The 12,503-nt window shown below is 47.5% G+C and carries 13 protein-coding genes and 3 pseudogenes; 10 read left to right on the forward strand and 6 right to left on the reverse strand.

Going from position 1 to position 12,503, the window contains the following annotated elements; translation table 11 throughout:
- Together ACRPFF_RS10205 and ACRPFF_RS10210 are read right to left on the reverse strand one after the other, a co-directional pair.
- Positions 1–108 (reverse strand): annotated as a pseudogene (locus tag ACRPFF_RS10205) (hypothetical protein); the annotation flags it as partial.
- Entirely contained in the window at positions 81–260 is a 180-nt protein-coding gene (locus ACRPFF_RS10210; RefSeq protein ID WP_432674590.1) for a hypothetical protein, read from the reverse strand. The pseudogene ACRPFF_RS10205 and the gene ACRPFF_RS10210, both read right to left, overlap by 28 nt.
- A gap of 161 nt (positions 261–421) precedes the next feature.
- On the opposite strand from ACRPFF_RS10210, the gene ACRPFF_RS10215 reads away from it, so the two are divergent.
- From ACRPFF_RS10215 to ACRPFF_RS10240, 6 genes are all read left to right on the forward strand, one after another.
- Complete coding sequence (locus ACRPFF_RS10215) at positions 422–790, forward strand: transcriptional regulator (RefSeq protein WP_118778326.1); 369 nt, start codon at positions 422–424, stop codon at positions 788–790.
- Positions 791–996: 206 nt separating this feature from the next.
- Positions 997–1,620 (forward strand): lytic transglycosylase domain-containing protein, encoded by a 624-nt coding sequence (locus tag ACRPFF_RS10220; RefSeq protein ID WP_432674591.1) that lies wholly within the window; start codon positions 997–999, stop codon positions 1,618–1,620.
- Between the two features lie 110 nt (positions 1,621–1,730).
- Positions 1,731–3,113 (forward strand): MFS transporter, encoded by a 1,383-nt coding sequence (locus tag ACRPFF_RS10225; protein WP_432674598.1) that lies wholly within the window; start codon positions 1,731–1,733, stop codon positions 3,111–3,113.
- A 3-nt stretch (positions 3,114–3,116) separates the two neighbouring features.
- Positions 3,117–3,659, forward strand: coding sequence for a single-stranded DNA-binding protein (locus ACRPFF_RS10230; protein WP_411713162.1), 543 nt, complete (start codon positions 3,117–3,119; stop codon positions 3,657–3,659).
- Positions 3,660–3,808: 149 nt separating this feature from the next.
- A complete protein-coding gene (locus ACRPFF_RS10235; protein WP_432674592.1) occupies positions 3,809–5,086 on the forward strand; it encodes a site-specific integrase in 1,278 nt (425 codons plus the stop codon).
- A gap of 186 nt (positions 5,087–5,272) precedes the next feature.
- Positions 5,273–5,500 (forward strand): hypothetical protein, encoded by a 228-nt coding sequence (locus ACRPFF_RS10240; RefSeq protein WP_250314157.1) that lies wholly within the window; start codon positions 5,273–5,275, stop codon positions 5,498–5,500.
- On the opposite strand, the pseudogene ACRPFF_RS10245 reads toward ACRPFF_RS10240, so the two are convergent.
- Positions 5,497–6,150, reverse strand: a pseudogene (locus ACRPFF_RS10245) (IS1595 family transposase). The gene ACRPFF_RS10240 and the pseudogene ACRPFF_RS10245 sit on opposite strands and share 4 nt — an antisense overlap.
- A gap of 311 nt (positions 6,151–6,461) precedes the next feature.
- Between ACRPFF_RS10245 and ACRPFF_RS10250 the strand changes: the two are divergent.
- From ACRPFF_RS10250 to ACRPFF_RS10265, 4 genes and pseudogenes are all read left to right on the forward strand, one after another.
- Positions 6,462–6,872: a hypothetical protein gene (locus tag ACRPFF_RS10250; RefSeq protein ID WP_301818827.1), complete on the forward strand. Its 411-nt coding sequence runs from the start codon at positions 6,462–6,464 to the stop codon at positions 6,870–6,872.
- Positions 6,873–7,436: 564 nt separating this feature from the next.
- Positions 7,437–8,219: pseudogene (locus ACRPFF_RS10255) on the forward strand (hypothetical protein).
- 111 nt (positions 8,220–8,330) lie between these two features.
- Positions 8,331–8,990: a phosphoesterase gene (locus tag ACRPFF_RS10260; RefSeq protein ID WP_432674593.1), complete on the forward strand. Its 660-nt coding sequence runs from the start codon at positions 8,331–8,333 to the stop codon at positions 8,988–8,990.
- Between the two features lie 113 nt (positions 8,991–9,103).
- Positions 9,104–10,021, forward strand: coding sequence for an IS5 family transposase (locus ACRPFF_RS10265; RefSeq protein WP_432674594.1), 918 nt, complete (start codon positions 9,104–9,106; stop codon positions 10,019–10,021).
- Between the two features lie 41 nt (positions 10,022–10,062).
- On the opposite strand, the gene ACRPFF_RS10270 is transcribed toward ACRPFF_RS10265, so the two are convergent.
- The 3 genes from ACRPFF_RS10270 to ACRPFF_RS10280 all read right to left on the reverse strand — a co-directional run.
- A complete protein-coding gene (locus tag ACRPFF_RS10270; RefSeq protein ID WP_432674595.1) occupies positions 10,063–10,323 on the reverse strand; it encodes an ESPR domain-containing protein in 261 nt (86 codons plus the stop codon).
- Between the two features lie 100 nt (positions 10,324–10,423).
- The gene (locus ACRPFF_RS10275) at positions 10,424–11,380 is read right to left on the reverse strand and encodes an Imm49 family immunity protein (protein ID WP_432674596.1); all 957 of its coding nucleotides are present in this window, start codon (positions 11,378–11,380) and stop codon (positions 10,424–10,426) included.
- A gap of 6 nt (positions 11,381–11,386) precedes the next feature.
- The coding region (locus ACRPFF_RS10280) for a hypothetical protein (protein ID WP_432674597.1) at positions 11,387–12,503 on the reverse strand (1,117 nt) is incomplete at its 5' end.

Genomic DNA, 12,503 nt, shown 5'->3' on the forward strand with positions numbered 1-12,503 from the left:
GGCGGCTTCAGGACCCCAAGAGTGTGCGCCGTAACCGTGCGGCGGCGTGGTGTTATTTGCCCAGTTTTCCAAAATCGGCATCACATATTCCCACGCGGCTTCGAGTTCCAGTTGTTGGACGGTTGCGTTGCAGAGTTACCGCCTGCTGCCGCCTGGGTGCTTGCGCCGTTGTAGTAATAATTGTGGTAAGTCCTAGTGGTCTTACAAGCCGCTAAGCTCAAGGCAATCATGCTCAATGCGAAAACTTTGTTCAAAGTCATCATAAATCCCCAAAATTTCAGAAACTAAAGTAAATAAATTTATGGTTGTGTAAACCGCTTCCCATTATGCCCATATTTACTTTTACTGACAACTAAATTGTTAATACTATCAATTATTCTGTTTAAAAAAGGCAGTAGTCGGCTATTCATAATCCGCTATTATGCATACCGAACAAGATAAAACCGATTTCAGCGAACGCTTGAAAACAGCAATACGCCTCGCGGGTTTGGATGAGCTGTCCAATGCCAGCCTCGCCAACCGCTTCAACCTGCGCCATCCCAATCAGCCTGTCAGTACGCAGGCGTTCCACCATTGGCTGGTCGGCAGGTCGATTCCGACTCCGGATAAAATCGAGACACTGGCAAAATGGCTGGATACCAGCGCGGAATGGCTGCGCCACGGCAGGCTCTCCGGTACGGAAGGTGCGGTTTCGCCGCAGGAAGCCCTGCTGTTGAAATATTTCCGCCTGCTGCCGCCCGAAAAGCGTGATGCGCTGATGGTGCTGCTGCACAATCCGGACGACGGATAGCCGGTGAAAACGGGAAATGCCCGGGCGGTGTTGTCTGTGCCTGTTTGGACAAGCGTTCTTGAGAGCGGTAAAATCAAGATTTGCCTGAAAAGGGCAGGGCGATATGCCGTGCTTGGATTTTGTGCGCGGTTTTTCGCGTTGAAAGCAATTATGTCTGTTTGAATATTTAATGCCGTCTGAAACGTCCGGACGCGCCTCCATTCCCTATGAAAAAACCGACCGATACTCTACCCGTTAATCTGCAACGCCGCCGCCTATTGTGTGCCGCCGGCGCACTGTTGCTCAGCCCGCTGGCACAAGCCGGCGCGCAACGTGAAGAAACGCTTGCCGACGATGTGGCTTCCGTGATGAGGAGTTCCGTCGGCAGCATAAATCCGCCGAGGCTGGTGTTTGACGATCCGAAAGAGGGCGAGCGTTGGTTGTCTGCCATGTCGGCACGTTTGGCAAGGTTTGTCCCCGATGAGGAGGAGCGGCGCAGGCTGCTGGTCAATATCCAGTATGAAAGCAGCAGGGCCGGTTTGGATACGCAGATTGTGTTGGGGCTGATTGAGGTGGAAAGCGCGTTCCGCCAGTATGCAATCAGCGGAGTCGGTGCGCGCGGCCTGATGCAGGTTATGCCGTTTTGGAAAAACTACATCGGCAAACCGGCGCACAACCTGTTCGACATCCGCACCAACCTGCGTTACGGCTGCACCATCCTGCGCCATTACCAGAACCTTGAAAAGGGCGACATCGTCCGCGCACTTGCCCGCTTTAACGGCAGCCTCGGCAGCAACAAGTATCCGAACGCCGTTTTGGGTGCGTGGCGCAACCGCTGGCAGTGGCACTGATTTTGAACCCGCGCCGCAACCGAAATACGGCGAATCCTGTATAATCCGAAAATCTGTTCACTGGAAGTTCAGACGGCATTGCAACTGTTGATGCCGTCTGAAAAAATATGATGGCAAGAGATAACCGCATCCAAATGTTTCCGCACGAATGGCGCGCCAGTACGACGCTTTCCGGCGTGTACGCGTTGCGTATGCTGGGTATGTTCCTCGTGCTGCCCGTATTGGCGGTGTACGCCGCCTCGCTGCCCGGCGCGGAAGGCAACAAAACGCTGGTCGGGCTGGCAATGGGCATTTACGGGCTGACGCAGGCTCTGCTGCAACTGCCTTTGGGCATCGCTTCCGACAAGTTCGGACGCAAGAAAACCATTTATGTCGGGCTGATTGTGTTTGCAGCGGGCAGCTTCCTTGCCGCCGCCGCCGATACGCTGCCCATGCTGGTCGCCGCACGCGCCATACAGGGTGCAGGGGCGGTCAGTGCGGCGGTTACCGCGCTGCTGGCGGATTTGACGCGCGACGGCGTACGTACCCGCGCAATGGCGATGATCGGTTTGAGTATCGGTCTGACGTTTTCGGTCAGCCTCGTCGTTGCCCCTGTGATTGCCGACGCGGTCGGCGTGCGCGGACTGTTTATGCTGACCGGCATTCTGACCGTCATCAGCATCGGCGTGGTGGCGTGGATGACTCCCGATCCCGAAGTTTCCAAGCTGCATGAGGACACGCAGGCGCAGCCTTCGCGCATAGGCGAGGTTTTGAAAAACCGCAGGCTGCTGACGCTCGATTTCGGCATTTTCGCCCTGCACGCCGCACAAATGGCATTGTTTACCGCGCTGCCTTTCGCGATGACCCAGCTCGGTTTGGAAAAAATACAGCATTGGAAAGTCTATCTGCCCTCGACCATTACGGGCTTGGTGGTGATGGTTCCGCTGATTATCGTCGGAGAGACGCGCAACAAGCTCAAACAGGTTTTTGTTTTGGGCATCGTCTGCATCGCGGCGGCGCAGCTCGGTTTGCTGTCCGGTATGCGCTCGGTAGGCTTGATTACCGCTTATTTGGTTGTTTACTTTATCGGTTTTAATGTGTTGGAAGCGAGCCTGCCGTCTATGGTTTCCAAAATCGCGCCGTCCGACCTGAAGGGTACGGCGATGGGTGTGTACAACACGATGCAGTCGCTCGGACTGTTTGCCGGCGGCGCGGCAGGCGGCTTGCTGTTTCAAAAATACGGCTTTTCCGGCGTGTTTGCCTTTTGCAGCATATTGATGCTGCTGTGGCTGGTAATTGCCGTTTTATCGCCCGCGCCCAAGCCCGTCAAAAACCTCAGTTACCCTGTCGGCGGCGTGTGGCAGGGCAATCAGGACGGCTTACAATGCGCCTTGTCGCAACTCGAAGGCGTGGAAGACATCGGTTTCAGTTTCGACAGGCAGACCATCTATCTCAAAGTGTTGCAGAAGGGTTTCGATCAGGCTGCCGCTGAAAAAATCATCACAGGAGTTTAAAAAATGTCATTGAACAAAGTCATCCTTATCGGCCGTCTCGGACGCGATCCCGAAGTGCGCTATATGCCCAACGGCGAAGCCGTCTGCAATTTTTCAGTCGCTACCAGCGAAACATGGAACGACCGCAACGGCCAACGTGTAGAGCGTACTGAGTGGCACAACATCACGATGTACCGCAAACTGGCGGAAATTGCCGGCCAATACCTCAAAAAAGGCGGGCTGGTTTATTTGGAAGGCAAAATCCAAAGCCGCAAATACCAAGGCAAAGACGGCATCGAACGCACTGCTTACGATATTGTCGCCAACGAAATGAAAATGTTGGGCGGGCGCAATGAAAACAGCGGCGGCGCGCCTTACGAGGAAGGTTATGGTCAGAGTCAGGAGGGCTACCAACGTTCTGCGCCGCAAAGGCAGCAAGCTTCTCCCTCTGCCCCGTCTTATCCCCAAGAAACACACGAAGAAACACCTGCCGCGCCGCGCCGCCAACCGGCTCCCGCAGCCCATGCCATACCGGTTGAGGATATTGACGACGATATCCCGTTCTGAATTCTATATACTTGAATTTTGTAAAAAATAAATCATTAAAACCTAGAGAAACCTTATATAACAAGGTTTCTCTTTTTTTACACTTATTATGACGTTTGTTATCTTATTTGTTAGTATTTATATATATAAACTCTGTAAATTTAGTAGATATGTATAGACTAGAAACAATCCTGTTTTCAAATGGAGAACGCTTTTCTCTGTTAGTTAATGAGAAAACTGGTATACCTGATTTTTATTCAACCCTATGGGTGACAGTAGAACTACGTAATCAATCTGCAGTAAATACCATTAGAAATAAACTAGGAATCATACAATGGTTAATGAGCTGGGAAAAAGAGAATAATCTTGTTATTAGTGATCTAATTCATAAAGAGATACTCTTAACAGAAAATCAATTAGAATCGCTTATTCAACATATGAGACTAAATGTAAAAAAGCAAAAGAATGTAATTAGTACGAGAAAAAGTGTGTTAATGAAAGGTCGAACTCAATTTATTGATATTTACCCGTCTGTATCCCTTAGTCACCAATACAATAGGTTAACAACGCTTTCAGAATACATTTTATTTCTATCTAAAGTAATAAGTACATCTAACGAATATGTTGAGAAATTAAAAAAATTACTTATGCTAATTAAAGGAGTAAGACCTAAGAATCATAAAGCATTATCTATAAAACCAGAAAGTGAGTTACCCGATGGATTGTTAGATGAGTTTATGTCTATTGCAAACTTTTCAAATCCTAATAATCCGTTTCAAGATATCGGAATAAGAAAAAGAAACCATTTAATGTTTATCTTACTGAAAGAATTAGGAATTAGAAGAGAAGAACTATTATCACTTAAAATACCATTTATCGATATAGGGACTGCTAAACCATCAGTTACAATAAAGCGAACGCATGATGATAAATTTGATACAAGAAAAATTCAGGCAGTTAGTAAAACTAAAGAAAGGCACTTGCCAATATCACAAAAGATAGCTCAACTCCTTAATGATTATATTATGAATTATCGTTCTAAAGTTCCCAATGCGAATACACATCCATATTTGTTTGTAACTCATCGAAAAGGAAAAACTCAAGGGAGTCCAATTAGTACAAGTTCTTTTGATAACGTTATTGTACCAATGATGAAAAAGGTAGATCCAAGATTCTCGATTATTCATCCGCATATTTTTCGTCATGAATGGAACTTATATTTTTCACGAAAAGTGGATAAGAATAATAAAAATTTAAATCATGATTCTTCCCATAAAGATTTTATTTCCTCTGAAAAAGAGGCAAAGATAAGACAGCATCTCATGGGGCATACGTCAGAAAAATCAGGTAATTTCTATAATCAACGTTATATTAGAGAAAAAGCTAACAAGATATTATTAGAACTTCAAATTGAGTTTCAGAAAAAGGTTGATGATTATGAATCATAATAAAATTATTAGACAATCTAGAGATGGATATGTATTTGATGAAAGGGAAAATTCTTGGCATATAAGCAAAGAAATAAAGATTAATTTTTCTAAACATATATTAGGAATTAATAAAAAACATTAGAAGGGTTTAGAAAGACATTAGCAATATATGCCGAAAAATATTCAAGTTATCACGTATCTCACATGTACCAACAGTTCCAACGATTAGTAATTTCAACTAGATTGGAAAATATTAACGTGCCAATAATCTTGGATTGGAAAAATAAATTAGGAAAAGATCATGAATGGTATTTAGGTGCACTAAAAGGTTTTTTGCTCTCATGGCATGAGTATGGTTATTATGGAGTTGATAAATCAGTTGCATTGCTGCTAGAAAGCTTTACCTTAGGGGCTGTACTAGATTATCCCTAAATTCCACACCAATCCCGCAGGATTTTAAGCTGTTGAGACGGTGTGCCGAAGTTAAATCGAAATTCGCATTCTTTCAAGAACAGCGGGAAAGATTTACGATAGATTCCGTTGTATTTTCGCAAGACGCGTTTTGCCTGATTCTAAAAGTTCTCAATGCTGTTAATGTGGTTTTGACGGTCTGCAAATTCCTTGGAATGGTTGATGCGGTAATGAATAAAACCGCTCACGTCCAACTTGTCGTAGCTGCTCAGACTATCGGTATAAACAATACTGTCCGGCATGATTTTCTTTTTGATGACAGGGAGTAACGTTTCAGACTTGGCATTATCTACGATAACAGTATAGACCCGTCCGTTGAGTTTCAGAATGCCGAAGACAACCACTTTTCCTGCTGCACCGCGACCACGTCTACCTTTACGTCGTCCGCCGAAATAGCTTTCGTCCAGCTCAACAGAGCCCTCAAAAACCTTATCGGTAGCCAAGGCTAAATGATAGTTGATAACCGTGCGGATTTTACGGTAGAACAATGCTGCCGAATTGGGATGGATACCCAAAATATCGGCGGCAGAATGGGCGGTAACTTTCAGCACAAAAAAACGGAGCAGTTCTTTTTGTACTTTTTTCTTTAATTTGCAGTGTGTTATCTTCATACTTTGAGGGTAACATATCTGCTAATCTAGTACAGCCCCTTAAGTAAAGCCAAAGAACACCGATAGAATAGGTGTTTTTGGAGCAGATCGTTGGATAAGTAACCTATGGTGGAGATTAACACATATAAAAACTAAAATTAAATTCTTAGAAAATAGTGAAATCCCAAATGGATCGTTATTACGAATGCCTGATGAGTATGACCCTTCTCTAGTTAAATTAGCTTTACAAGAAAAAGGAATGGATATAGATATTCAAAAACCAGAAACAGCTAAATTAGACGATGAGTTATATAGACTAATGGAGTTATAGTATGCCAAAAATTCTTGTTACAGAAGAAAATTTAGAAGATATCATCATGATGATTAAGACTTGGGAAGATAAACTAACATGGGATTTACTTTGTTCTAAAGTTTCAGAATTATTGAATGTTAAAAGCATTGAAAGACAATCACTAGCTAATTATCCAGATATACAAGAGGCATTTAGCAAACAAAAACAAAAAATTAAAGAAAAGGTAAAGGCTAATCCAGAACCAAATGTAACAATGGATTATCTGCAAAAACAAGTAAATAATTTAAAGGCTCAGGTACAACGATTGGAAGAAATCAATGAACGATACAAGCAACAATTTATTGTATGGCAATATAATGCATATATGCATGGTATGACCCAAGTTACTTTAAATAAGCCTCTTATTGCTGTTAACCGCCAACGTAGGTAATTTATAGGATGTAAGGTAAATTATTTTTACTATAGTAGTCTCTACAAAAGATTGTCTGAAAATCAATTTTCAGACAATCTCTTCACACCTATTAAACTTCTTGATGGGTAGAGTAGAAGACAGTTTTCATCAACATCTACTTCTTCTGGGCAGAGAGATACAGCAGTTTAATGGCGCGTCAAACACTATTATACTGAACTACTTTCCGCTCAAGCCCGCACCGCAGCTTGCAGCAGTCTCCACTAAATCTTTATTTTGTTAACAATATGGATTCGCTCAGCTTCGCTCACGTCTTGCAGGAGACAAGCACGCGGCCATGTATGCAAAAATTTAAGACTGCTGCATGATCATTAATCCCAAAGGTATTCCAAAAAAATAATTGTCCAAACTGATTATCGGAACAGGAGCGCGATTGAAGTGTAACGCGAAATTTCAGGCAATCTGCATACCCTGCAATGACTGTGGTTGTCTAACCCTCGCCATTTCAGGAATGAACCCATGCCAAACACCCCCGCTCATATCATCCAATCAACGCATGTCTACGACTGTACAATATCCACTTGCATGCTGGCTGATTGGACCTTCAACCGCTACCACACGCCCGGCAAATCCGAGTATGCCGTGGTGTACGGCACAGTCGTCCAAGATGGTTCGGGACGCTTTGCCGCAGGCGGCCGAATCCGCACCTCGCCCGTTACCCGATAGGCGGCACCGCTGGCCCATACGCACAACTCGGTGTACTGCCTTCCGGAAGGTGCAGGCTGCTTTTGCGACCTGCCTGCAACCTTACAGCCTGCCATAGACAGTTTGGGTATCGAACCTGCCGAAGCGGCCGTTATCCTGCAAAACGCCTTTATGCAGCCTGCAAATGCCTTGCCTGAAACCGCCTGTTTCGGCGTTCCGGTGATGCGGCCGGCAGAGCAGGGCGACAGTTCGGTCGTCAAGGAGCGCCACATCGCCGAATTGCCGTTCTACTCATTTTGGCGGGACAGCAGCATCGGTTCCGCCAAAAGCCTGATAGACGGACAAGCCGCCGTTTTTCTGCACGATTGGATCGCATTCTGCCGTCTGTTTATCCGTACCGGTAAACACCGCTGCCAAACCGGCTACACAGGCAATCAAGCGGAAGACGGCCAATACAGCTATTTCGGCCTGCCGATTGTGCATACGCCAGAACAGGATAATGCTCCTGCCATATCGGAGGCCGACATCGCCAAACTACCGTTTTACACCTATTGGCACACCGCCTGCGCTTCCGATGTACACCCGTTGGCAGACGGCACACGCGTTGTACCCCTTGCCGATTGGGAAGCCTTCTACCGACGGTTGGTATTGACCGGCAGATAGGTAGGCAAAAAGTGCAGGCTGCTTTTTATCGCGCCAACCCCGTTTCAGACGGCCTCTAAAGCAGCCTGCACCTTATTTTTCATTGTCAGATGACCAGAAACCGAGTATCCCATGCCTCAAACCTATTTCACCGCCGACTGGCACTTCTCCCATCCCAACATCGCCCGATACTGCCCGCAATTCCGCCTGCAAAGCGATAACACCGACGAGCTAAACGGATACCTGATCGACTGCTGGAACCGCGTCGTTACCCCGCAAGACACTGTGTACAACCTCGGCGATGTCTGCTTTGCAAAAAAGCCCGCACACATCGAAGCCGTGCTGCAACGGCTTAACGGGCAACGCCATTTGATCTACGGCAACCACGACTACCTGATTCGGCAAAACGAAGCGTATTTCCTCAACACGCGCAAAGCCGACGGCAATCCGTTACTCTCATCCGCCAGCCATTACCTACGGCTTAAACTGCCCGAAATCGGCAATACCGCGATTTTGTACCACTATCCCTTATACGAATGGGACGGCATCCACCACGGCCTATACCACCTCTACGGCCATCTGCACGACCGCATGGCCGCCGTCAAAGGGCGTGCCCTCAATATCGGCTGGGATCTGCACGGCCGTTTCCTGACCGCACAAGATATTGACAGCTTCCTGCGCGACCTCCCTGCCGTTCAGTATTTCGACGACAAGCAAAACGTTATTGTCGGCAACAGCACGGAAGATGCGGCTGCAAAAGTTTGGGCGAGATTGGCAGCATTGAATGAATGAGCTTTTATTTTAGAAATGAATTTTCAGGTAGCCTTGAATGGTGCAGGCTGAGATCTTTGCAAAATCCCCCAAAAATCCCCTAAATTCCCACCAAGACATTTAGGGGATTTCTCATGAGCACCTTCTTCCGGCAAACCGCACAAGCCATGATTGCCAAACACATTGACCGCTTCCCACTATTGAAGTTGGACCAGGTGATTGATTGGCAACCGATCGAGCAATACCTGAACCGTCAAAAAATCCGTTACCTTAGAGACCACCGAGGGCGTCCAGCCTATCCCCTGTTGTCCGTGTTCAAAGCCGTCCTGCTCGGACAATGGCACAGCCTCTCCGATCCCGAACTCGAACACAGCCTCATCACCCGTATCGACTTCAACCTGTTTTGCCGTTTTGACGAACTGAGCATCCCCGATTACAGCACCTTATGCCGCTACCGCAACTGGTTGGCGCAAGACGCTACCATTATTCAGACCGCTGGCAGCAAACAGCGTCAGGCTATAGAAATCGATGAAGAAGGACAAGTCAGCGGTCAAACCACACCGAGTAAAGACAGCGATGCCCGTTGGATAAAGAAAAACAGCCTCTACAAACTCGGTTACAAACAACATACCCGCACCGATGAGGAAGGCTATATCGGGAAACTGCACATTACCCCCGCCAATACCCATGAGTGCAAACACCTGTTGCCTTTGCTGGAAGGTATAGCCAAAGATACAACCGTCTATGCCGATAAAGGCTGCGACAGTGCGGAAAACCGGCAACATCTGAAAGAACATCAGTTGCTGGACGGCATTATGCGCAAAGCCCACCGCAACCGTCCGCTGACGGAAAATCAAACGAAGCGTAACCGATATTTGTCGAAAACCCGTTATGTGGTCGAACAAAGCTTCGGTACGCTGCACCGTAAATTCCGCTATGCCCGGGCAGCCTATTTCGGGCTGATTAAAGTGAGTGCACAAAGCCACCTGAAGGCGATGTGTTTGAACCTGTTGAAAGCCGCCAACAGGCTAAGTGTGCCTGTTGCTGCCTAAAAGGCGGCCCGGATGCCTGATTATCAGGTATCCGGGGAGGATTAAGGGGGCATTTGGGTAAAATCAGGAGGTATTGGGGGAGAGAAACAGCCGAAAACCTGTGTTTGGGTTTCGGTTGTCGAGGGAAGGGCTTTTTTGCAAAGGTCTCTGCCTGAACGGGTTTTTAGGCTGCCGTCACCGCCACCGGTTTCTCCGCCTGAGCGCTCGCCGGAACTTTTGCCCTGCCCGATGGCAGTCTCGGCTACGGCCATCAGGATGCCGCAGGTGCGGTTGAAGACGGTTTTATGGCGGTGTTTGTTCATGTTCTTGCGTCCGTGTGGAAATGGGAAACAGGTAGCCTGAAAACGAGAAAAGGGGGCAGGCTGCCTGCGATGTAAACACACAGCAACTTAATCCTAAACTCTATTCGTCATTCGCAAGCGGCGGCAAACCCAAAGTATCTGTTTGGCCGGTGTAGTAATCCACCCAGTTTTGCAGGTATTCGTAAGGGAAGTCCAAATCGTAGGCACGCATAAAGTCGAAGGGATCTTGGTATTCGCCTTCAGGCAGCGGCGCATAGGCAATGGCTTCTTTGGGGGCGATTTCATGGTCAATACCCAGATCAAAGCCGTGAATTGCGGCAATTTTGGCGTACATCACGATTTGCGGCTGCAAGAAGAAATCGAAATAGCTGAGGGTTTCTTTGGCTGCCTGACGGGCGCGTTTTTTTTCAAACAAAGGATCGAGCGCCTGCCGCATAGCAGCAGGATCTTGGCGGGCGAAGGCCAGGAAGAAGAGGAAGGCTTCGCACCGCAGTTGCAGCCATTTGCTTTGCTGTTGGTTTTCGAGCACATTCAGGCTGCGCCGTTCCAAGCGTTCCAACTGCGTGCCTTCCAGCATCAGCAGGGTGTTGTACTTCAACTGGCGGTTCAAATCGTAGCGGTCGGCAAACTCTTCGGTATCGTTGCTGATTAAATCGATATTGCGCAGCAGGAAGGAGCGGATTTTGGGGCTGTCGCTCATCAGCATCACAAACAGCGGGTTGGCCACATTGGGGGTTTCGGCACACAGAAAAAACGGCTCGGGATAACTCCAGCCCATACTGCTTAAGATTTCGAGCTTGCCCAGTTGGTAGGCATAGCGCTTGAATTTGGGCAGGTCGCGCTCCGCCCACAATGCGTGGGCGCAGGCCGCATACACCCTCCGTTGCAAATTCGACATGGCTGCAAAGGGGGAGCCTTTGCGCTCGTCAATATACGACAGATGATATGCAATATCAGGATCGCCGTTACCCGAAAGGTATTGGTTAAAATCTTCGGCGTACTCGATGACGATGCTGCTGATATGGTCGTACCATTTTTTACTGCACATAAAACTCATGTTGGTTTACCTCTTCGGTTTGTTTACTTGAGCGGGAGGAAAGTATAGGGGAGTAATAGTAATTTTTCCTGTGTTTCTGTCAATGCCCATCACGGTTCTATGCAATGTCTGATTACCCATTGCTTTTTCTAAGACAGGAATAGTCGGGTCATTTTTTGGCAATCTGCCGATAACGGTTTGTATCCAATTGTCACTCATTTGCATATGCCCGCCTGCCGCACTGGGGATCAGATGCATGGCATTTTTCACGATCTGTTTGCTGTCCCCCAAAACAACCTGTCTGGTGGGTGTGACAAAAACATGGTCAAAGCCGTTGTTGCTGCCGTATTTGCCGCCGGGAATGACCTGCCAGCCCATTTCTTTTGCCCAAGCGTTAACCACTTGCTCGGTCAGCTTTCCGTCTTTATCCAAACCCTGTTTGATCTTATCCACCGTTTTCTGCTGTGATTTGGGCGCATCTAATGAAATCCCGTTTCCAATAGGTTTGCTGCCTATACGGCCTCGATTAGTAGGGGTTGCAGTAGTTGGGGGTGGGATATTTTTGAGTCTGTTAACTTTATCCAGCGCTGCCCGAAGATTTTTATAATTTCGTTCGGTATCTTGACGTATGACCCCCACTCCATTGACATTTTCCATTACTTCTATCAATGGAACATTGATACCATGTTCTTTAAGCAGGTATTTGCGGGCTTCTTCATTCCAATGATCCATCCTTGCTCTGGATACTTTTTGGGCTTCGGCAGCAATAGCTGGGACATTTCCCCAAAGGAGACCAAAAAAATCCATTGCATAGACTGAGTTTTCTAATGTTGCGGCTCTACTCTGCATCCGTGTAACAGCAGAAGTACTATTCCCTGCAGCATTATTCTCTACCGCATTCTGCCCCAACACGCCCCCTACCTGTGCATTGAACAGGGCACTGCCGCTGCCGTTGTTGGTGCCGCTTCCCCCTTTCAGACTGCCCCCCGCCGCACCGACCACCGAAGCAAGCGCCCCGGTCTGCGCTTTGATCTCTTCTTTGATGGGCTCGGGTAACAGGTTGGGATTGAATTTCCCCGTTGTCGGGTCAATCGCGGTATGGCCGTCGTCGTATTGTCCGGCCAGATACCCGGCCGCACGTTCG

This window comes from Neisseria sp. SLRRB23, from assembly GCF_050896295.1.
In the GTDB taxonomy this organism is placed as follows: domain Bacteria; phylum Pseudomonadota; class Gammaproteobacteria; order Burkholderiales; family Neisseriaceae; genus Neisseria.